This window comes from Kribbella sp. NPDC056861 (genome assembly GCF_040687575.1).
GTDB lineage: Bacteria > Actinomycetota > Actinomycetes > Propionibacteriales > Kribbellaceae > Kribbella.
The window spans coordinates 155,431-174,967 of record NZ_JBFBNQ010000004.1 but is presented as its reverse complement, the minus strand read 5'-3'; the positions used below and the strand labels follow the sequence as shown (position 1 = coordinate 174,967).

The following is a 19,537-nucleotide window of genomic DNA, read 5'->3' as shown; positions in this document are numbered from 1 at the left end:
CCGGGGGCAACCTGAAGAACGCTTCAGGCTGAAGGGTTCTTCAGTCTTCTTCAGGTTGCCTTGGGCCCCGACCTCGCAGGCTTCCCGGCGACGGGGCCTCGGCCGCCGGGTCCGTGCCCCGGACCGGTGGTCGAAGCCCGCTGCTTCCGACTCCTGGGGGATTCTCGATGCGTTCGCTCGTCCCGATCGCTGGCCGGCCCGCCACGCCGTGGCCGGCCGCCGCACTGGCTACCGGTTTCGCCGTGCTCTACACCTGGTTCGCGCTGCTGCGGCATTGGTCCTACCGCTCCGGCGGCTTCGATCTGGGCATCTTCGACCAGGCGGTCCGCAGCTACTCGGAGGGCCGGCTGCCGGTTTCGACCGTTCGCGATCCCGACCTGATCCTGCTCGGCGACCACTTCCACCCGATCCTGGCGGTACTGGCGCCGTTCTACCGGCTCTTCCCGCAGGCCGAGACCCTGCTGGTGGCGCAGGCGTTACTGCTGGCGGTTTCCGTCTTCCCGGTCGCCCGGCTGGCGTGCACGGTGCTCGGGACCACGAGCGGGCTGGTGCTCGGCGCCTGTTACGGGCTGTCCTGGGGGCTGCTCAACGCGATCACCTTCGACTTCCACGAGATCGCGTTCGCCGTACCGCTGATCGCCTTCGCCCTGACCGAGTACCTCTCCGGCCGGCCTGGACTCGCTGTCGCGATCGCCTCGGTGCTGGTGCTCGTCAAAGAGGATCTCGGGCTGACCCTGGCGGCCTTGGGGTTGCTGCTCGTACTCCGCCGGGAGACGCGCCGGCTCGGCTTGCTCACGGTTGCCGGAGGCACCATTGCCTCGCTGCTGGCGGTCTTCGTGGTCATCCCGGCCTTCAGCGCCTACGGCAACTACCGGTACCTCGGCAGAGGCGGCCTGAAGCCGCCGGACCCCGTGTTCGCCGGGCAGGTCTTCGACCCGGGCAAGCTGCACCTGGTGCTGCTTCTGCTGCTGCCGACTCTGTTTCTCGCGCTGAGATCGCCGCTGCTGGTGCTGCTGCTGCCGACGCTCGCGTGGCGACTGGGCAGCACCTACAACCTGTACTGGATCCCTTCGTTCCACTACGACGCAGTACTGATGCCAGTGCTGTTCTGCGCCTTGGTGCACTCGCTGGCACTCCTCCGGCCGCGGATGGCCGGTCGCGGCGGGCTCTGGATCAGACGAGCAGTCATCGGCGCTCTGGCCACGACCTGCCTGGCGTTGTTCGCCCAGTCATCGGCCGCCGACGGTCCAGGGCACCGCCGGGAGTTCACCGCGACCGCCGATCGGCTGGCAGCTCTGATCCCCGACAACACCACCGTCAGCACCACCGACAGCATCGCCCCGCACCTGACGTCGAGAACCGACGTCTACCTGCTCAAGGCCCACCGCAACACCGAGTGGACCTTCGCGCCGGCCTCCGACCCCGACTACCGGGCCTGGCACCGCAACGGCGAAGTGATCGCCCAGGAAGGTGAGCTGGTCCTGGTCCACCACCGGGCCCCCGACGTCCCCACACATCGCTGAACCCCGGCACCACCGCGAACGCGCCCGCCGCGGAACGGCGGGCGCGTTCGGTCAGTTTTCCTTGGTGAGGCTGGTGCCGAGCGCCTGCCAGTCGAGCACCGGTACGGCGAGATCGCGGATGGTGGCGAGCAGCCCGAGCCGGGCCGCCTTGACCTCCGGGTCCTCGGCCATCACCAGGATCTCCTCGAAGAAGTTGGTGATCGGCTCGACCAGCACCTCGGTCGCGACCACGAACTCGCCAAGGCCGGTCGGCGCGGTGCCGACCTTCTGCACGGCCTCGTGCAGCACCAGCTCGGCCGGCTCGGTCAGCTTGGTGGCGTCGTACTCCGCGACCACGTCGGCCGGGACGATTCGGCGTACCCGCTGCAGTACTGCGACCAGGTCGGCGAAACCGTCGTTCTTGACCTGACGCTGCAGCTCAGCCAGCGTCTCGTCGGCCGTGGCCGGCGCCTCGGCCAGCGGCAGCACGGCGGCGACCTGGAGGTGATCGTCGCCGCGGTCGACCAGCTGCTGCTCGTACCGCCGGATGGTGAACTCGGCTACGTCGGTCAGCGCTGCCTCGGGTACCTCGATGCCCTGGGCACCGATCTGCTCCGCTGCCGCAGCGAGTCCGGTCGACAACGTGATCGCCCGCAGTTCGGGGTGCTCGCGCAGGATCGCCACCACACCAGCGGCAGCGCGGCGCAGCGCGAACGGGTCCGAGCTTCCGGTCGGCTTCGCGCCGATCGCGAACAACCCGGCCAGCAGGTCGAAGCGGTCGGCCAGTGCCAGCAAGGCACCTGGCGTGGTCGACGGGAGCGGGTCGCCGGCGGAGCGCGGCAGCTCCATGTCGAAGAGCGCCTGAGCGACGGCCTCGGTCTCGCCACTGCGGCGGGCGTACTCGCGCGCCATCGTGCCGGCCAGGCTGGTCAGCTCGACCACCATCTGCGAGCCGAGGTCGAACTTCGCCAGCTCGGCAGCGCGCTGCAGGGCCACCAGGTCGTCGCCCGACAGCTTCACCGTCGAGGCCAGCGACAGAGCAACCGCCGCGATCCGGTTGGCGCGCTGTGCCATCGATCCGAGCCGCTCCTCGAAGGCGAGCTTGTCCAGCCCCTCCTTCATCGCCTCGGGCGTGCTCTGCAGGTCGGCCCGCCAGAAGAAGGCGGCGTCCTCGTACCGCGCGCGCAGGACGCCCTCGTTGCCGTTGCGCACGGTCGCCTCGTTGACCGAACCGTTGGCCACGGCAACGAAGTGCGGGAGCAGCTCGCCGTCGGCGCCGCGGACCGGCAGGTACCGCTGGTGCTTGCGCATCACCGTGGTGAGGATCTGCGGCGGCAGGTCCAGGTAGTCGGCCGAGAAGTTGCCGAGGATCGCGGTCGGCTCCTCGACCAGGTTGACGATCTGGTCGAGCAGCGCGGACTCGCCCGCGAAGTCGACACTGCCGGTGACCTCGGCGGCCAGCCGCTCGGACGCCTCGATGATGGTCGCGCGGCGCTTGGCCGGGTCGGCCTCGATGCCGTGGATCCGGAGCAGGTCGAGGTAGCCCTCGGCCGCCGCGATCTCCACGGTCGGCTGGGCCGCGGTGCGGTGCACCCGGGTCACCCGGCCGGCGGCCAGCGACGACACCGAGACCGGCACGACCTGGTCACCGAGCAGCGCGACCAGCCAGCGGACCGGCCGGGTGAAGGACAGCTTCGCGTCGTTCCACCGCATGTTCTTGTCGGAGCGCAGCCCGGTGACGATCTCGGCCAGCACGCCGCTGAGCACCTCGGCGGCGCCGCGACCCGGGTCGGGCTTGGTCACCGCGACGTACTCGACGCCGTCGACGACCAGGTCGTGCAGCTCGCTCGGGTCGACCTTCTGACCCCGGGCGAACCCGGCGGCGGCCTTCGTAAGGTTGCCCTCGGCATCGAATGCGGCAGCCTTCTTCGGACCGCGGGAGACCTTCTCGGCATCCGGCTCACCGGCCTGCACCGCGGCCACGAACGCGACCACCCGGCGCGGGGTGGCGTAGGTGGTGACCTCGCCGTGCCCGAGGCGGGTCGCGGCGAGCTTCTCGGTGAGGGCCTTGCGCACCGCTTCGGCGGTCTTGGTGACCTCCGACGGCGGCATCTCCTCGGTGCCGATCTCGAAGAGCAGCTGGCGGGTGCTGGTCATCGTCGGGAACTCGGTCGGCGCCGGGACGGCGGCCGGCAGTTCGGCGACGCCCAGCGGGTGCTCGAGCTCGGTCCGTCGGTCGGCCCACAGGGTGGCGACCTCGCGGGCCAGCGTGCGCATCCGGCCGAACGCCTTGGCGCGTTCCGTCGTACTGACCGCGCCGCGGGCGTCGAGCACGTTGAAGGTGTGCGAGCAGCGCAGCACGTAGACGTGCGCCGGGACCGGCAGCCGCAGGTCGAGCATCCGGCGGGCCTCGTTGGCGTACTCCTCGAAGAGCCGCTTCTGGCTGTCGACGTCGGCGTCGTCCAGGTAGTAGCGGCTCATCTCGTACTCCGCCTGGCCGAACGCCTCGCCGTACGAGATGCCGGGCGCGTAGGCGATGTCCTTGAAGTGCGAGACGCCCTGCAGCGCCATCATGATCCGCTCGATGCCGTAGGTGATCTCCACCGACACCGGGTCCAGCGTCATCCCGCCGGCCTGCTGGAAGTAGGTGAACTGGGTGATCTCCAGCCCGTCCAGCCAGACCTCCCAGCCCAGTCCCCAGGAGCCGGTCGCGGGGTTGGCCCAGTTGTCCTCGACGAACCGGACGTCGTGCGCGTCGATGTCGATGCCGAGCGCCTCGAGGCTGGACAGGAACAGCTCCTGCGGGTTGCCCGGGTCCGGCTTGAGCACGACCTGGAACTGGGTGTGCGTCTGCAGCCGGTTCGGGTTCTCGCCGTACCGGGCGTCGTCGGGGCGCACCGAGGGCTCGACGTACGCGACCCGCCACGGCTCGGGACCGAGCACTCGCAGGATGGTGGCCGGGTTCAGCGTGCCGGCCCCCACTTCGGTGTTGAACGGCTGCACGACCATGCAACCCCGGTCGGTCCAGTACTTCGTCAGCGCGAGCAGCGCGTCCTGCATGGTGAGCACGAACAACTTCCTCAGGTTCGGTCGAAATTCGGGGGATCGAAGGCCGCAGTCTATGAGATCTCGTGCAGGTGTGTTTCTACCCAGGTGCGGAGGGCGCCGAGCGGGGTGGAGACGCTGCGGCCGAGGTCCGTCAGGGAGTACTCGACCCGGAGCGGGACCTCGGCGTAGATCTCGCGATCGAGGAAGCCGCCGTCCTCCAGCCGCCGCAGCGTGCTGGTCAGCACCTTGGGGCTGATGCCCTGTAATCGGCGCTGGAGCTCGCCGAACCGGACCGGGCCGTCCTCCAGGGCGCCGATCGCCAGCGCAGCCCACTTGTTGGCGAGCAGGTCGAGCACGTCACGGCAGGGACACTGGGCCAGGTACACATCGTGTTTGTCGTGGACTCCGGTCGAGCAGGTGGCCGTCATGATTACCCTTCTGAGCTGGTCACTTCCCGAAAGATAGTAGCAGCCCTTGCGGGAAAGTAGGGGCGCAAAGATAGCGTCCCGACCATGAGCGAAACGAACACCATGCGAGCAGTCAGCCAGCAGGAACTGGGCGGGCCGGAGGTCCTGCGGATCGTCGAGATCGAGCGCCCCGCGCCGCTGCCGACCGAGGTCCTGGTCCGCGTCCACGCGGCCGGCGTGAACCCGGTCGACTACAAGAGCCGCGAGGGCGGCGGTATGCAGGGCGTACTGGGCGCGCCGCCGTTCATCCTCGGTTGGGACGTGTCCGGGGTGGTCGAGGAGGTCGGGTTCGGCGTCCACACACTGGAGGTCGGCGACGAGGTCTACGGGATGCCGTGGTTCCCGCGCGCAGCTTCGGCGTACGCCGAGTACGTGACCGCGCCGGCGCGGCAGTTCGCCAAGAAGCCGGCCACCCTCAGTCATGCCGAGGCGGCGGCACTTCCCCTCGCCGGCTTGACGGCCTGGCAGATTCTCACCGCGGCCGCGAACCTCCAGCCGGGTCAGCGTGTGCTCATCCACGCGGCGGCCGGTGGGGTCGGACATCTGGCGGTGCAGTTCGCGAAAACCCTTGGTGCGCACGTGATCGGGACTGCCAGCAAGGGCAAGCACGACTGGCTTCTGAGCCTCGGCGCCGATGAGGTGATCGACTACCAGACCACCGACGTCGAGACGGCGACCGGCGAGCTCGACCTGGTGGTCGACCTGATCGGCAGCGAGACCACACTCGACCAGTCGATCAAGGTGCTCAAGCCGGGCGGGCTGTTGGTCGCAGTACCGTCTGGTACTTCGCCTGAGCTGCTGGCCAAGGCCGCCGAGGCTGGGGTGCGAGTGCGGCCGTTCCTGGTCGAGCCTGATGGGCACGCGCTCGGCGAGATCGCGGTGCTGGTCCAGCATGGCGAAGTACAGGTGGAGGTCGAGCAGGTCTTTCCACTCGCCGAGGCAGCCGAGGCTCATCGCCGGATGGAGAGCGGGCGCACGCAGGGCAAGCTGGTGCTGGACGTCACCGTCTAGCAGAGGCCTCGGGTTCGGGGAGCCAGGCGCCGTCGGGGATCGAGAGCCAGTTGCCCGCCGTGAGCTCGTCGACTGCTGCGTTGAGCGCATCCAGCGCGGGGTGAGCGAGGTCGGCTCGCCAGATCATCGCCCACGGGAACAGGACCACCGGGTCCACCACGGGCCGCAGTACGGCGCCTGGCACCGGCGGCTGGGTGCTCATCGTCAGGATCGGCGAACTCCGGTCGCGGATGTGCTGCGCGAGTTCGTCGGCGCCGCCCTCGACGTGCGGATGCGCGAGCGTCCGGTCGACACCCCACGGCGCGAGCAGTTGCAGCACCGCCTGATCCCAGGCCGGGGTCGCGTGATTGCCTGCCCGGTAACACAATCCGGTCCCCTTCAGCTCCTGCAGGCGGATCTCCGGCAGCTCGGCGAGCGGGTTGCCCTCGGGGATCAGGACGGCCAGCGGTTCGTACCGGACGACTCGCTGGCGCAGCCCTTCGGCCGGACCGGGATGCCGGCCGAAGGTGACGTCGAGCCGCTCGGCCTGCAGCAGCGGTACGGCGGCCTCAGTGCCGGTGTGGAACCGGACGAAGAACTCCAGCTCAGGCGAGTTGCGGCGAGCACCCGCCAGCACGAGCGACGGAGTCAGGCCCGGGCCGACGACGTCGACCGTCATCGACGGGGCGAACCCGCGCAGCTCGTGCACGGTCAGATCGTGCAGGCTCAGCAGCTCGCGGGCCCTGGTGAGCAGCCGCTGCCCCGACGGTGTGAGCTCGACCCGGCGGGTGGTCCGGTCGAGGAGCCGGACCCCGAGCCGATCCTCCAGCCGGCGGATGTCGCGACTCAACGCCTGCTGCGCGATGAACAGTCGCTGGGCGGCGCGGCTGAAGTGCAACTCTTCCGCCACCACGACGAAGTACCGCAGCGCGCGGATCTCCAGGTCGTCGGGCATGACTCCTTATTAACACGCCAGAGGTGTGAATAGCCCTCAAACAGGTGTTGGAGTCCAGGGCCCGCTCTGCCGCATGGTCGAAGCAGCAGACGATTTCTGGAGGAAACAATGCGCAAACTGATCGCCGCGATGAAGATCTCGATCGACGGCAAGATCGAAGGCCCCGAGGGCTACGCGGACTGGGTCGAGTCCTGGGCCGACGAGTACGGCCTGACGTCCCGAATCGACGCCTGCGTGCTGGGCGGCCGGATGTACCCGAACTACGAGCTGTACTGGACCTCGGTGCAGAACGAGTCGGACAAGCCCGAGACCCTCGGCAGCGGGCAGGCGACGCCGGCCGAGGTCGAGTGGGCCCGCTTCGCGGCACGGACGCCGCACTACGTGCTGTCCAGCACCCTCACCACGGCCCAGTGGCCGAAGACGAGTTTCCTTCGCAGCCTCGACGACCTGGCCGCGCTCAAGCAGGAGCCGGGCCAGGACATCTACCTGATGGGCGGCGCGCAGATCACCGCCGACTGCATCGAGGCCGGCCTGGTCGACGAACTCCGGCTGATCGTCTACCCGCTGATCACCGGACCGGGCCTGCCGCTCTTCACCGAGCCGACCCGTCGCCGGCTCGAGTTGAGCGAAGTACAGCAACTGTCCGACGGCCGCGTAGGCCTCGTTTACACCCTTGGGAGCAACTGATGACCGCCTTGACCCTCGACGTCGACGACGCCCGCCTGTACTACGAACTGCGCGGCTCCGGCCCGCTCGTCGTCCTGGCCGGCGCCCCGATGGACGCCGACTCGTTCGCGCCGCTGGCCGACCTGCTCGCCACCGACCACACCGTCCTGACCACCGACCCCCGCGGCATCAACCGCAGCCCGCTCGACAACCCCGACCAGGACTCGACCCCGGCGCTGCGAGCCGGCGACCTGGCCGCGCTGATCAAGCAGGTCGGCGCCGGCCCCGCCATCGCCTTCGGCTCCAGCGGCGGCGCGGTCAGTGTGCTCGCGCTCGCCCAGCACCATCCCGACGCGGTCAGCACGGTGATCGCCCACGAACCGCCGTTGCTCCACCTGCTCGACGACCGGGCCGAGCAGTTCGCGCTGTCGGCCGAGCTGCGCGCGACCTACCTGGCCGGCGACCGGGTCGGCGCCTGGCGGAAGTTCCTGGCGCTGTCGAACCTGCAGATGCCGCCCGAGGTGTTCGAGGCCGTCTTCACCGGTGAGCAAGAGGCCCAGGCGGCCGCGGACGAGCGGTTCTTCTTCACCCACGAGATGGGGCTGAGTGTCAGCTGGCAGCCCGACCTCGGCGCCTTGCGGAACGGTCCGGTCCACATCGTGGTCGGGATCGGCGACGCCTCGGCCGATCAGCTCTGCGAGCGCACCTCGACCGCGCTGGCCACCGGTCTGAGCGTCACCCCGACCCGTTTTCCCGGCGGCCACACGGGCTTCGTGGAGGATCCGGCCGCCTTCGAGCCGGTACTGCGCGCGGTACTGACCGGGAGGTGAGGGCGACCACAGGGTGAACTGTTGCGAGGCGGCCTAGGGACCGGTCCGGCGACGGGGCAGACTAGGGAGCACCGGACCGGTTCGAGGTGCCCACTTGACCTCAACACTGGTTGAAGTTTCAAGGTAGATCTCGGACGGTTGGTTGGCCGGGTGCCGAAACGGGCACCTGCGGAACCGACCGGCGGAGGATCTCGCAGCAGAACGGCCCTCACGAGGGCCCTGACGAAGGAGCAGAGTTGACCACGAAGTACACGCTTCCGGACCTCGGCTACGACTACGGCGCACTGGCGCCGAGCATCGCGGGCGAGATCATGGAGCTGCACCACTCCAAGCACCACCAGACCTACGTCAACGGCCTGAACGACACCCTGGAGAAGCTGGCCGCGGCCCGCGAGAGCGGTGACTTCGGTTCGATCGTCGGCCTGGAGAAGACGCTCGCCTTCAACCTCGGCGGCCACGTCAACCACTCCATCTTCTGGAAGAACCTCTCCCCGGACGGCGGCGACAAGCCGGACGGCGAACTGGCCGCCGCGCTGGACGAGTCGTTCGGCTCGTTCGACGCCTTCCAGGCCCACTTCACCGCCGCCGCGACCACCATCCAGGGGTCCGGCTGGGCCATTCTGGGCTGGGACGCGCTGCAGGGCCAGCTGCTCATCCACCAGCTCTACGACCAGCAGGGCAACCTGCCCGCCGGGCAGATCCCGATCGTGATGCTGGACATGTGGGAGCACGCCTTCTACCTGCAGTACAAGAACGTGAAGCCGGACTACGTCAAGGCCTGGTGGAACGTCGTCAACTGGGCCGACGCCCAGGCGCGCTTCGACGCGGCCCGCTCGAACGCCGGTGGCCTGATCACCGTCGCCTGATCCACGCCGTACCGTCCGAAGAACCCGCGGCTCCCAGGCCAGAGGTTCTTCGGACCACGGTCCGGCACCGACGCGGACCGGCACTGAGCGGCGCCGGCACCGAGCGTCGGTCGGCTGCGGGTCAGCGCTGGCCGCGGCCGGAGGCCAGCCGCTCCACCGCCTTGACGATCCGGTTCGCCCGGGTCTCCGGCTTCTTCGCCTCCTCGATCCCGAGCACGAACCACCTGCGCTGGGTGTACGACAGACCGTCGAAGAACGCCCGCGCCTTCGGCTCCGCATCCAGCGCCGCCGCGAAGTCCGCCGGTACGGTGACCTCCCGCGGCTGCTCGTCGAGGGCGATCTCGACCTCGAGCTCATCACCTGCGGCCATCCCCGACGCCTCCCGATGCGCCGCGCTCAGCGGCACCAGGTAGCGCCCGCCCATCACGGCCACCGTGGTGCGATAGGTGTAGCCGTTCACGGTCAGCACCACGGCCGGCTTCTTGCCCTTGCCGAGTGCCTCGATCACCTCCACCGGAATCTCGATCCCGGTCTTGGTCGTGCCTTCCAGCTTCGTCGTGAACCGCATCTCAACCCCCGAAGAACTCGGTCAGCACCGGCGCGATCGCCGCTGCCTTGATCATGTGATTCTGGCCCGGAATCTCCCGGTGCACAGCCCCCGGTACCGCGCCCGCGACCGCCCGCACCGAGGTCCGCATCCAGGCCGGGCTCTTCCCGCCGCCGACGACGAGCACCGGCTGCTCCAGCCCGGCCCACTGTGAGGCGTCGAGCGGCTGACCGAAGGCGTTGCCGCCGAGCGTCGCGGCGTCGTACGGGAGGGTGTGGGCGACCGCCTTCATCCCCTTCCAGGCCGGCATCAGCCGCATCATCATGACGACGAACCCGGGCAGCCCGATCCCCTTGGTCATGAAGTACTTGATCTGGTCGCCCGGCCGGTCCGCCAACGCCTGCAGGTCGGCGACCCAGGTGCGCGGGATCGGCTTGCGGCTGTCGTCGACCACGAACGGCGCCTCGAACACGGCCAGCTTGGTGATCGGCAGCCCCGCCGCGGCGGCCCGCAACGCGAGTGCCGCCCCCGACGACGTGCCGTACACGTACGCCGAGCCGCCGGCCGCCTCGATCACCGCGGCCAGGTCCTCGATCTCCCGCTCCACCTCGTACTCCGGTGCGTCGCCGCTGTCACCCCGCCCGCGCCGGTCGTAGTGGTAGACCGTGAACCCAGCGGCCAGCAGCGTGGCCAGCTCGGGCAGCGGTCCCTGCGCGCGGCTGCAGAGCGCCCCGTCGACCAGAACCACCGCCGGGCCCTCGCCGGACCGGTCGTACGTGATGGTCGTTCCATCCTTCGACACCACGGTGTTCATGCCCAGAACTCCTTCAGCGCGGGAGCCAGTACTGCGGGGTCGACATTGTGCTGCTGCTCGGCCAGTACGACGTGGCTGCCGTCCTCCAGCAGCTCGGCCACCACCTTGTTGCTGTCGGCCATCCACGGCCAGGCGACGCTACCGGTCAGCACCCGGGTCGGCTGGTGGATCGCCTTGATCTCCTCGACCGGTACGTCGTAGCTGCCCATCACCGTCGCGTCGTACGCGAGCGTGTGTGCGATCGCCTCCTGCACCGGCCACCACGGCGAGGCCTTCGCCTGCGCGACGAACTCCGCGGGCAGCCGGACCACCTCGGCCATGAAGTACTCCGCGGCCTTGTCCCGCCGCCCCTCGGCGACGAAGGCGCGGTAGATCGACGCGGTGTCGGGCACCGGGCGTCCCTCGGCGCCGTCGAGAAAGTACGGCGGCTCCCAAAGCGCCAGCCGGTTCACGGGCCGGCCGGCCGCGGTCGCGAGCAGAGCCAGCGCGGCGCCCGACGACGTGCCGTAGAGGTGGGCCGACCCACCCGCGACGGCGAACATCGCGTCCAGGTCCTCGAACTCGCGCTCGATCGCATAAACCTCGGCGTCGCCGCTGTCACCACGACCGCGCCGGTCGTAGTTGTAGACGGTGTAGTACTCCGCCAGCAGCGCGGCCAGCGGCGCGTTGGACATCCGGTCGACCGAGCCGCCGCAGACCAGGATGACGGCCGGGCCGTCACCGAGCCGGTCGTAGGCGATCGACGTACCGTCGGCTGAGATGACGTGGTCCATGATGAGCTCCTTCACAACGGCCGATGCCTTTCATCTGGCCTCACCGCTGCGTCGAACCACCTCGGCCCGGATCGACAGGCGCCGCGAAAATACTTTCTAGCAGGCTGCGGCCCGGTCCAGCAGGAAGGCTCGCTCACGCTCGTTGCGGGTCAATCCGGCCGCCTTCTCGAACTCCGCGCGGGCCTCGTCGAGCCGGCCGAGCTTGAACAGCAGGTCGCCCCGCACGCTCGGCAGCAGGTGGTAGTCCTTCAGCGTCGGCTCCTCGGCCAGCGCGTCCACGGCGACCAGCCCACGGTCGGGGCCGAACGCCATCGAGATCGCGACCGCGCGGTTGAGCTCGACCACGGGCGACGGGACCACCTGCGCCAGTACGGCGTACAGGCCGGCGATGCGCGCCCAGTCGGTGTCATCGGCCTCGGCGGCCCGAGCGTGACAGGCAGCGATGGCAGCCTGGAGCAGGTACGGGCCTGGGCTGGCTTCGATCGCCCAGGCGCGGTCCAGGCCCTCGAGACCGCGGCGAATGAGCAGGCGATCCCAGCGGCGACGGTCCTGGTCGAGCAGCAGCACGGGCTCGCCGTTCGGGCCAACCCGGGCGTTGGCGCGGGAGGCCTGGATCTCCATCAGCGCCAGCAGGCCGTGCACCTCAGGCTCGGCCGGCATCAGCTCGGCGAGCAACCGGCCGAGCCGGAGCGCCTCGTTGCACAGCGCCGGACGCATCCAGTCATCGCCGGCGGTCGCGGAGTACCCCTCGTTGTAGATCAGGTAGATGACCTCCAGCACCGAGGAGAGCCGCGCGATCAGATCGTCCCCGGTCGGTACTTCGAACTCGACTTCGGCCTTGGCCAGGTTGCGCTTGGCCCGCACGATCCGCTGTGCGATGGTCGCCTCGGGCGCCAGGAACGCGCGGGCGATCTCGTCGGTCTTCAACCCGCCGAGCAACCGCAGTGTCAGCGACACCCGTGCGTCGGTGGTCAGCACCGGGTGGCAGGCGGTGAACACGAGCCGGAGCAGATCGTCCTCGATGGTGTCCTCGAGAATCGCCTCGACGCTGTCTTCGACGCTGTCCTCGACTCCGTTGCTTCCGATCTCCAGCTCATGCCCCATCTCGGCGAGCTTGCGCTGGTAGGTCTCCTTGCGCCGGATCAGATCGATGGCCCGCCGCTTGGCGATCGCCATCAGCCAGGCGCCGGGATTGTTCGGCACCCCCGACTCCGGCCACTGCTCCAACGCAGCCACCAACGCGTCCTGAGCCAGCTCCTCGGCCAACCCGACATCCCGCACGATCCGCGCGACCCCGGCAATGATCCGGGCGGACTCGATCCGCCAGACCGCGTCGATCGCCCCGTGCGTGTCCGTAACAGTCACCCGACCGATAGAACAGCACGCCGTCCTCAACGGCAAGCGACGCGGTCCAGGAACGAATCAGCTCTGGAACACTCCTGCATCAGGAGCGAAGTCGGCTTCCTCGACCACCCGCCGCACCTCGACCTCGGCATCCAGCGCCTCCGCCAGCCGCCCCGCCCACTCGACCGCCTCGTCCCGGGAGCGGACATCGACCACGATGATCCCCCCGATCAGCTCCTTGGTCTCCGCGAACGGACCATCAGTGACGGTCCGCTTGCCCTGGGCCACCTTCACCCGGGCCCCCAGCGAACTCCGGTGCACGCCCTCGGCGAACAGCAGCACCCCCGCCTTCGACAGGTCATCGACGACCTTGCCGACCGCCTCGCCGACCTGCTGGCTCACCATCCGCCCGGCCTCGGTGTCGGCATCGGCCTTGTTGATGATCATGTAACGCATCGCGATAACTCCCTCGTCGTGGTGTCGACCCTTTGATCTCACGTCGACCGGGTCACCCCAAGATCGACACCCACCTCACGACGAGTTTCAGCGGTCAGCCGGGTTGGTCGGTTTCCGGGTGGTAGGCGCAGGCGTCTTCGAGGTCTTCGGTGGGGGGCGGCGCGGTCTTGCCGGTGCCGGGTCGTAGCAGCGTCTTCGGGCTCTTGGTGGACGGCGTGCTCGGCGGGGTCGAGATGACCGGCTGCTCCGGCTTCGGCTCCAGCGCGGCGGCGACCGTCTCCCGCAGGCCCTCGTAGTCGGGGTGCAGGTACTTGAGCTTCAGCTTCGAGACGTCGAGCGAGATGTTCGCGACGGTGCCCGACTTGACCTTCATCGCCAGCTGGATCAGCGCGGGCAGCAACTCTTGCGGGATGTCGGTGCGGAGCAGGTTCTTGCCTGCCTTCGCGATCGCCTGGTACTTCGTCACCAGGGTGCGCGGGTCGGCCGAGTCGACCAGGCCCTTGATCGCGCAGCGCTGCCGGATCTGGCGCTGGTCGTCGTCGGCGCCGTACCGGCCGCGGGCGAACCAGAGCGCGTGCCGGCCATCGAGGTGCTGGTTCGGGCCGGGCTCGATCCACTCGTCCGGCGGGCGGTTCGAGCTGCTGACACCGCCCATCGCGACCCGCTCGTTCACGTTCACGGTAATGCCACCGAGTGCCTGGACCAGCTGGGAGAAGCCCTGCAGGTTGACCTGCAGGTAGTAGTCGATCTTCAGGCCGACCGCCTCGCCGACCGACTGCTTGACCACGTCGGCGCCCTCGTTGTCGGACGGGCCGAGGATGCCGGGGTGCGCCTCCGGGATGTTCTGGTACATCGCGGTCAGCATCCACTCCAGCCGGCCTTCGAGGCTGAGGCCTTCCTTGCCGAAGCCGTTCGGGTAGAACCGGTGCAGCGGCGAGTCCTTCGGGAACGGCATGAAGGTGAGCTGGCGCGGCATCGAGATCAGCGAGGTGTCACCGGTCTTCGTGTCGATACTGGCCACGATCACGGTGTCGGTCCGGACGCCGATCCGGTCCTTGGCGTCGTCACCGCCGAGCAGCAGCAGGTTGAGCCGCGGCCGGTTCTCCCACGGGTCCTTCACGTTGACGATCTTCGGCCGGGTCGCGCTCTTGCTCTCGCTCTGCGCGACGAACACGTTCTCGACCAGGTCACGCTGCGCGAGCACGCTCTGGACGGCGATCGCGGTGGGTGCGGCGATCGCGAAGCAGAGCATCCCGACCAGCAGCGCGCCGACGGCCCGGCCACCCGGCGCGGCCGTTGCCGGACGCAACAACCTGTGCGAGCCGACGATCACCACGATCCAGGCCAGCGCGATGGCGCCGATCACCACACTGGTGACCAGCAGCCGGCTCGGTACGACGGCAGCGGCCAGCACCTCGTCGCGGCGGGTCAGCCCGACGTAGACACCGAGCGCGATCAAGCCGACCGTCAGCGTCAGCACGAACGTGCCCAGCCGCTTGCGCCCGCCGATGATCAGCCCGAGCCCGGGCAGCAGCGCGCTCAGCAAGGTCAGGCCCAGCGAACGCGGTACCGTCCTGGCCCGCCGAGCGATCCGCTCAGCCGCCTGTCGATCCCGCCGACTCGCGTCGTCGTCCGCCACCCGCACCGCCCCCCGGCTCGCAGTCTCCCCAGTACTTGCTCCTCCAGCATCCGGGTCGGACGCAGGGGACACAAGGATGGTTTCCCAGGCAGGTACCCAGGCCGCACACCTATCAGACGCCGCGGAGGACCGGTTGGTTTACCTCAGCGGTCAAACTGGCAGGTGCGCTCCGGTCACGCCTGGGGTCTCGGTGAGCAGACGGAGTACGGTCGCGATCTGGGCGGGCGAGGTCCACTTGGCGGTGTCCGCGTCCGGCATCGCGCGCCGGTTCGCGGGGGTGTCGATGGTGCCGGGCAGGATGGCGTTCACCCGGATCTGGTCCTTCGCGTACTCGACCGCGAGCGCGTCGACGAACGCCAGCACCCCGGCCTTGGCGGTGATGTAGCCGGCTGCCCCCGAGAACGGCTTGACCGCCGAGCCGCTCGACGTACAGGTGATCGAGCCACCACCGGCGGCGATCAGCAGCGGCAGGATCGCCTGGGTGACCAGGTACGTCGGCCGCAGGTTGAGCGCGAGCTGGGACTCGAACTCCTCGATCGGCGTCTCGTGCACCCGCTTGCCGGAGGCGAACCCGCCGACCAGGTTCACCAGCGCCCGCACCGGCGCGCTCTCGTCCGCAGCTGCCACCCGGGCAACGTCGGCAGCGCCGGCCGGATCAGCGAGATCGACGACGAGCGTGTGCAGCCCCGAGGCGGTGCCGAGCTCGGCCAGCGACTTCTCCGACCGCCCCGGTACGACGACACGCCAGCCGGCCGCGAGGAACTCCGCCGTCACCGCTCCGCCGAGTCCACCGGTGCCTCCGGCAACAACCACTGTTCCAGTCATACCCGAACCCTAGTCCGGGAGAGCGAGCGTACGGCCGGCGTCCCGCGCCGCGGTGATACTGCGGGAGAACGTGTCCTTCAGCAGCGCCGCCTCGTCGGCGAAGCCTTGGACCACCGAGGTGTCCCCCACCGGCTCCGTGCGGGCGAGCAACTCGATGTAGCGGTCGCCGTCTTCCAGCGCCGCCTCGGCACGCAACGCGGCATCGGCCGAGCGGACCCGATCGGCGTACCGCTCCAGCAGCTCGACCTTGCGTTTGATCGCGTCCACCGACCGGGTCAGCGCGCGCCGCTGCGGACCGAGGACGGCATCCAGCTCGGCCGTGGCCATGCCGCGAGCGACGTCGCGCTGCCGCGCGCGGAGTACGGACTGCTCGCGCAGCACCTGGCCGATGTCCCAGAGCTGCTCGGGCAGGACCAGCTCGTTCTGTACGTCGTCGAGCAGCCCGCGCCGCGTAACTGTTGCCTCAAGCACCGATTTGACGGCGCGCTGGGCCCGGGCCAGCAGCCGGCCGGACTCCTCGTCGAAGTCCTCGGCCAGCAGGTACTGCCCGTGGTGCAGCCGGACCGCTTTCTGGCTGCGGTTCTCGACCGCGGAGCTGACGCCGACCGCGCCGGTGGTGACGACCGCGACCACCGCGAGGACGAGCGCCGCCCACGCGGCGACGGCCGTCGGCATCGTGACGGCGAAGACGATCAGCGCGAGGATCCAGCCGCCGACACAGACCGCGAGCCAGACCAGCAACGAGCCGAAGGTCGCGGCCGGTTCGGTCGACCAGGAGGTCTGCCGCTTCGGTTTCGGGTGGCTCGCGGGCACGAACAGCTCGGGTTTCCGCTCGAACAGCCGGCGAACCTCGGCCGGCACGTTCGGCGCGAACACCGGTTCCGGGCCCATCGCACCTCCCTGTCAGATGAACTGCCGATACTCAGCGTAGCGGCGCACGCTGCCGTTGGAGTTTCACGGCCAGCCCGTCGAGCACGATTCCGAGCCCGAACTCGAACAACTGGTCCAGGTCGAAGTCGAACTCGAACCCGTCCGGCTCCGCCAGCGCGCGGAACCCGGCCAGATCCTGCTCCGCGATCAGCGTCGCCAGCCGCCCGGCCTGGTGCTCGGCCCACTCGTCCGCTGTCAGTCCAGTGTCCTGCTCGGCCTGCGCCTCGGTCTCCAGGTTGAGCGCGACCCCACGCACGTATCCGAAGACGGTGATCGCGGCATACATCGACGTACTGGCGTCGACGCCGAAGCCCGCCACAGCACGCAGTACGGCGTCGGTGTGGGGCAGCAGATTCGGCAACACCTGTGGCCGCCCGATGCTGACCGCGCTCGCCAGCCACAGATGAGCCCGGTACGCCGCCCACTGCTGCCGCGCCGCCGCCTCGATCCCGGCCCGCCAACTCCCCGGCCGCTGCGCCGGTAACGGGAAGTCCCCGATCGCCGCATCCACCATCTGCAGCACCAACGCCTCTTTGCCGCCGACATAGCGATAGAGCGCCATCGTCGAGACCCCGAGCTCGGTCGCCACCCGCCGCATGGACAACGCCGCGAGCCCCTCGCCGTCAGCCACCGCCATCGCAGTCCGCACCACCTGCTCCCGACTGAGCACGCTCGCAGCCGAGGAGACAGCAGAACCAGGCTTCCGCCCCACAACTGTGCCGACGCCCGGACGAGCGTGAACCACACCCTCCTGCTGGAGCGTGGCGAGCACCTTGGTGGCGGTCGCCATCGCAACGCCGTACTCGCGTACTAGTGCACGTGTCGACGGGACCCGATCCCCCGGCTTGAGCTCACCAGCAGCGATCAGGCGGCGAATCTCCGCTGCGATCTCCTGGTACGGCGCTGCCATCCGATCCTCCGACCTAGTGCACTCGGGCGAGACACCCGGACAGCTGTGACGCTGTCACGTATACACCGTACGTGCACTACCTCGACGGAAGGAACCACCATGAAGGTCCTCATCTCCGGCGCCGGGATCGCCGGTCCCGCCCTCGCCTACTGGCTGCACCAGGCCGGCTTCCAGCCCACCGTCGTCGAGCTGGCCGACAGCCCGCGCCCCGGCGGCCAGACCGTCGACATCCGCGGCATCGCCCGCGAGGTGGTCGAGCGGATGGGCCTGCTGCCGCAGATCCTCGACTGCCGGATGCACGAACGCGGGATGGCCTACGTGCGCGCCGACGGACGTCGTACTGCGGCCTTCCCCGCCGAGTTCCTGGACGGCGGCGGCCCGGTCGCCGAGATCGAGATCCTCCGCGGCGACCTGTCGCAGATCCTGCTCGACGCCACCTCGACCGGCATCGAGTACGTCTACGGCGACTCGATCACCCAACTAACGCAGGACGAAACCGGCGTCACCGCGGTCTTCGCCAGCGGCACCGAGCGCCGCTTCGACCTGGTCGTCGGCGCCGACGGCGTGCACTCGCGGGTCCGCAGGCTCGCGTTCGGCCCGGAGGCGCAGTACGTCGAACACCTCGGCGGCTACGGCTCGTTCTTCACCGTCAAGGCCCCCGAGGCGCTCGACGGCTGGATGAAGATCCACTCCGCTCCCGGCGGCCGCTGGGTCGGACTCCGCCCCGACCACGATCCGCAGTACGCGAAAGCCTTGCTCAGCTTCAGGTCTCCCCTGCTCCCCCGACTCAGCCAGGCCGACCAGAAAGACTTGCTGGCCAAGGTGTTCGCGGGCGTCGGCTGGCATACGCAGTACCTGCTGGCGGCGATGCGTGATGCGGACGACTTCTACTTCGACACCACCAGCCGCGTCGTCGTACCGGAGTGGTCCCGCGGCCGGATCGTCCTGCTGGGCGACGCCGGGTACTGCGGCTCACCACTGGCCGGCCACGGTACTGCGCTGGCCCTCGTCGGCGCCTACGTCCTGGCCGGCGAACTCGCGGCGCACAACGGCGACTACACCCGCGCGTTCCCGGCGTACCAGGGGGAGCTGCAGGCGTACGTCGACCAGCGGATGGAGCTCCCACCGGGCGGAGTCAAAGCCGCGATGCCGATGACCGCCACCGGCATCCGGCTGCGCGACGCGTCGACCCGGCTGATGACGTCGCGCCTGCTGAGCGGCGTACTGGCCAAACTCGCTGCCACCCGGCCCGATGCCATCACTCTCAAGCCCTACCTCACTCGGGCCACGACGAATCGAGGATGACATCGACGAAGTTGGTGCGCTCGAACCCGGGCACGAACCGATCGAGCACATCAGCCTTCACAGTGCCGAAGGTGGTCGCCGGCCGATGCTTGATGCCCTCGGTGAACGCGTGCAGGATCCGGTTCTTGAAGTCGGGCCGGGGATGCGCCGCGACGATCGCCGCCCGCTCATCAGCGGAGATCCGATCGAGCCCGAGCCCGAGTACGTCGGCCTCCACTCCCGCGGTCACCAACGCGATCTCCGGCGCGAGGTGCTGCGGAATCTCCGGCGTGGTGTGCAACGCGATCGCGGTCCAGACCAGCTGCGCCTCGTCGTCGCCGATCCCCTGGCTACGCAGGAAGTCGGCAGCCGCATCGGCCCCGTCGATCTCGAACCGCTGCTGCGATTCGCGGTACCCGGCGGTCAGCCCGAGATCGTGGAACATGGCGCCCACGTAGAGCAGCTCCGGGTCGTACTTCAGCTCCCGCCCGTTCAGCGAGCCGAACAGGAAGACCCGGCGCGAGTGGTCGTAGACCAAGTCGTCGGTGACGTCACGGACCAGCTCGGTCGCTTCCTGAGCGAGTTTGCTGTCCGGGATCTCGATGCCTGCGATGCCGGCCATTTTCTGTGTTCCTCCCAGTTGCTTGTGAGGCAAGCCTCGCGCGCAGGACGCGTCGGCGGTGCTCGCGTT

19 protein-coding genes are annotated in these 19,537 nt (G+C 69.4%); 6 read left to right on the top strand and 13 right to left on the bottom strand.

Going from position 1 to position 19,537, the window contains the following annotated elements; genetic code table 11:
• Positions 1 to 167 precede the first annotated feature (167 nt).
• Positions 168 to 1,523 (top strand): DUF2079 domain-containing protein, encoded by a 1,356-nt coding sequence (locus tag AB0P21_RS20290; RefSeq protein ID WP_363698659.1) that lies wholly within the window; start codon positions 168 to 170, stop codon positions 1,521 to 1,523.
• 51 nt (positions 1,524 to 1,574) lie between these two features.
• On the opposite strand, the gene AB0P21_RS20285 is transcribed toward AB0P21_RS20290, so the two are convergent.
• Together AB0P21_RS20285 and AB0P21_RS20280 are read right to left on the bottom strand one after the other, a co-directional pair.
• Positions 1,575 to 4,562, bottom strand: coding sequence for a glycine--tRNA ligase (locus AB0P21_RS20285; protein ID WP_363699476.1), 2,988 nt, complete (start codon positions 4,560 to 4,562; stop codon positions 1,575 to 1,577).
• Between the two features lie 59 nt (positions 4,563 to 4,621).
• Positions 4,622 to 4,978, bottom strand: a complete 357-nt coding sequence (locus tag AB0P21_RS20280) for a helix-turn-helix domain-containing protein (protein ID WP_363698658.1) — start codon at positions 4,976 to 4,978, stop codon at positions 4,622 to 4,624.
• A gap of 84 nt (positions 4,979 to 5,062) precedes the next feature.
• Here AB0P21_RS20280 and AB0P21_RS20275 point away from each other — a divergent pair, with 84 nt between their 5' ends.
• Positions 5,063 to 6,028, top strand: a complete 966-nt coding sequence (locus AB0P21_RS20275) for an NADP-dependent oxidoreductase (RefSeq protein ID WP_363698657.1) — start codon at positions 5,063 to 5,065, stop codon at positions 6,026 to 6,028.
• Here the strand turns inward: AB0P21_RS20275 and AB0P21_RS20270 are convergent.
• Positions 6,018 to 6,962 (bottom strand): LysR family transcriptional regulator, encoded by a 945-nt coding sequence (locus AB0P21_RS20270; RefSeq protein WP_363698656.1) that lies wholly within the window; start codon positions 6,960 to 6,962, stop codon positions 6,018 to 6,020. The genes AB0P21_RS20275 and AB0P21_RS20270 overlap by 11 nt on opposite strands.
• Positions 6,963 to 7,070: 108 nt before the next feature.
• Here AB0P21_RS20270 and AB0P21_RS20265 point away from each other — a divergent pair, with 108 nt between their 5' ends.
• The 3 genes from AB0P21_RS20265 to AB0P21_RS20255 all read left to right on the top strand — a co-directional run bounded on the left by AB0P21_RS20265 (position 7,071) and on the right by AB0P21_RS20255 (position 9,324).
• Entirely contained in the window at positions 7,071 to 7,649 is a 579-nt protein-coding gene (locus tag AB0P21_RS20265; protein WP_363698655.1) for a dihydrofolate reductase family protein, read from the top strand.
• Positions 7,649 to 8,458, top strand: coding sequence for an alpha/beta hydrolase (locus tag AB0P21_RS20260; RefSeq protein WP_363698654.1), 810 nt, complete (start codon positions 7,649 to 7,651; stop codon positions 8,456 to 8,458). The genes AB0P21_RS20265 and AB0P21_RS20260 overlap by 1 nt, the downstream gene beginning before the upstream one ends.
• 236 nt (positions 8,459 to 8,694) lie before the next feature.
• Positions 8,695 to 9,324 (top strand): superoxide dismutase, encoded by a 630-nt coding sequence (locus AB0P21_RS20255; RefSeq protein WP_363698653.1) that lies wholly within the window; start codon positions 8,695 to 8,697, stop codon positions 9,322 to 9,324.
• Positions 9,325 to 9,445: 121 nt separating this feature from the next.
• On the opposite strand, the gene AB0P21_RS20250 is transcribed toward AB0P21_RS20255, so the two are convergent.
• The 9 genes from AB0P21_RS20250 to AB0P21_RS20210 form a co-directional block, all read right to left on the bottom strand.
• Positions 9,446 to 9,892, bottom strand: a complete 447-nt coding sequence (locus AB0P21_RS20250; protein WP_363698652.1) for a YdeI/OmpD-associated family protein — start codon at positions 9,890 to 9,892, stop codon at positions 9,446 to 9,448.
• Position 9,893: 1 nt separating this feature from the next.
• A complete protein-coding gene (locus AB0P21_RS20245; RefSeq protein ID WP_363698651.1) occupies positions 9,894 to 10,685 on the bottom strand; it encodes an alpha/beta hydrolase in 792 nt (263 codons plus the stop codon).
• Positions 10,682 to 11,458 (bottom strand): alpha/beta hydrolase, encoded by a 777-nt coding sequence (locus tag AB0P21_RS20240; protein WP_363698650.1) that lies wholly within the window; start codon positions 11,456 to 11,458, stop codon positions 10,682 to 10,684. The genes AB0P21_RS20245 and AB0P21_RS20240 overlap by 4 nt, the downstream gene beginning before the upstream one ends.
• Before the next feature lie 96 nt (positions 11,459 to 11,554).
• Complete coding sequence (locus AB0P21_RS20235) at positions 11,555 to 12,823, bottom strand: RNA polymerase sigma factor (RefSeq protein WP_363698649.1); 1,269 nt, start codon at positions 12,821 to 12,823, stop codon at positions 11,555 to 11,557.
• Positions 12,824 to 12,880: 57 nt separating this feature from the next.
• Positions 12,881 to 13,258: a YciI family protein gene (locus AB0P21_RS20230; protein WP_363698648.1), complete on the bottom strand. Its 378-nt coding sequence runs from the start codon at positions 13,256 to 13,258 to the stop codon at positions 12,881 to 12,883.
• Between the two features lie 94 nt (positions 13,259 to 13,352).
• Positions 13,353 to 14,897 carry an LCP family protein gene (locus tag AB0P21_RS20225; RefSeq protein ID WP_363698647.1) on the bottom strand — a complete coding sequence of 515 codons (1,545 nt, stop codon included), beginning with the start codon at positions 14,895 to 14,897 and terminating at the stop codon, positions 13,353 to 13,355.
• Positions 14,898 to 15,047: 150 nt separating this feature from the next.
• Entirely contained in the window at positions 15,048 to 15,722 is a 675-nt protein-coding gene (locus tag AB0P21_RS20220) for an SDR family NAD(P)-dependent oxidoreductase (RefSeq protein WP_363698646.1), read from the bottom strand.
• 9 nt (positions 15,723 to 15,731) lie between these two features.
• Entirely contained in the window at positions 15,732 to 16,613 is an 882-nt protein-coding gene (locus AB0P21_RS20215; RefSeq protein WP_363698645.1) for a hypothetical protein, read from the bottom strand.
• A gap of 31 nt (positions 16,614 to 16,644) precedes the next feature.
• Positions 16,645 to 17,562, bottom strand: coding sequence for a GntR family transcriptional regulator (locus AB0P21_RS20210; protein WP_363698644.1), 918 nt, complete (start codon positions 17,560 to 17,562; stop codon positions 16,645 to 16,647).
• A gap of 99 nt (positions 17,563 to 17,661) precedes the next feature.
• Between AB0P21_RS20210 and AB0P21_RS20205 the strand changes: the two genes are divergently transcribed.
• On the top strand, positions 17,662 to 18,867 hold the full coding sequence (locus tag AB0P21_RS20205) for an FAD-dependent monooxygenase (protein WP_363698643.1): 1,206 nt from the start codon (positions 17,662 to 17,664) through the stop codon (positions 18,865 to 18,867).
• Here AB0P21_RS20205 and AB0P21_RS20200 read toward each other — a convergent pair.
• On the bottom strand, positions 18,839 to 19,468 hold the full coding sequence (locus AB0P21_RS20200) for an HD domain-containing protein (protein WP_363698642.1): 630 nt from the start codon (positions 19,466 to 19,468) through the stop codon (positions 18,839 to 18,841). The genes AB0P21_RS20205 and AB0P21_RS20200 overlap by 29 nt on opposite strands.
• Positions 19,469 to 19,537: the final 69 nt, after the last annotated feature.

Excerpts from the sequence above, each read along its gene's own strand:
- AB0P21_RS20265 (WP_363698655.1), top strand. The coding sequence starts at position 7,071 with ATGCGCAAACTGATCGCCGCGATGAAGATCTCGATCGACGGCAAGATC.
- AB0P21_RS20250 (WP_363698652.1), bottom strand. The coding sequence starts at position 9,892 with ATGCGGTTCACGACGAAGCTGGAAGGCACGACCAAGACCGGGATCGAG.
- AB0P21_RS20220 (WP_363698646.1), bottom strand. The coding sequence starts at position 15,722 with ATGACTGGAACAGTGGTTGTTGCCGGAGGCACCGGTGGACTCGGCGGA.
- AB0P21_RS20240 (WP_363698650.1), bottom strand. The coding sequence starts at position 11,458 with ATGGACCACGTCATCTCAGCCGACGGTACGTCGATCGCCTACGACCGG.
- AB0P21_RS20290 (WP_363698659.1), top strand. The coding sequence starts at position 168 with ATGCGTTCGCTCGTCCCGATCGCTGGCCGGCCCGCCACGCCGTGGCCG.
- AB0P21_RS20230 (WP_363698648.1), bottom strand. The coding sequence starts at position 13,258 with ATGCGTTACATGATCATCAACAAGGCCGATGCCGACACCGAGGCCGGG.
- AB0P21_RS20210 (WP_363698644.1), bottom strand. The coding sequence starts at position 17,562 with ATGGCAGCGCCGTACCAGGAGATCGCAGCGGAGATTCGCCGCCTGATC.
- AB0P21_RS20270 (WP_363698656.1), bottom strand. The coding sequence starts at position 6,962 with ATGCCCGACGACCTGGAGATCCGCGCGCTGCGGTACTTCGTCGTGGTG.
- AB0P21_RS20245 (WP_363698651.1), bottom strand. The coding sequence starts at position 10,685 with ATGAACACCGTGGTGTCGAAGGATGGAACGACCATCACGTACGACCGG.
- AB0P21_RS20215 (WP_363698645.1), bottom strand. The coding sequence starts at position 16,613 with ATGGGCCCGGAACCGGTGTTCGCGCCGAACGTGCCGGCCGAGGTTCGC.
- AB0P21_RS20260 (WP_363698654.1), top strand. The coding sequence starts at position 7,649 with ATGACCGCCTTGACCCTCGACGTCGACGACGCCCGCCTGTACTACGAA.
- AB0P21_RS20285 (WP_363699476.1), bottom strand. The coding sequence starts at position 4,562 with ATGCAGGACGCGCTGCTCGCGCTGACGAAGTACTGGACCGACCGGGGT.
- AB0P21_RS20280 (WP_363698658.1), bottom strand. The coding sequence starts at position 4,978 with ATGACGGCCACCTGCTCGACCGGAGTCCACGACAAACACGATGTGTAC.
- AB0P21_RS20205 (WP_363698643.1), top strand. The coding sequence starts at position 17,662 with ATGAAGGTCCTCATCTCCGGCGCCGGGATCGCCGGTCCCGCCCTCGCC.
- AB0P21_RS20200 (WP_363698642.1), bottom strand. The coding sequence starts at position 19,468 with ATGGCCGGCATCGCAGGCATCGAGATCCCGGACAGCAAACTCGCTCAG.
- AB0P21_RS20275 (WP_363698657.1), top strand. The coding sequence starts at position 5,063 with ATGAGCGAAACGAACACCATGCGAGCAGTCAGCCAGCAGGAACTGGGC.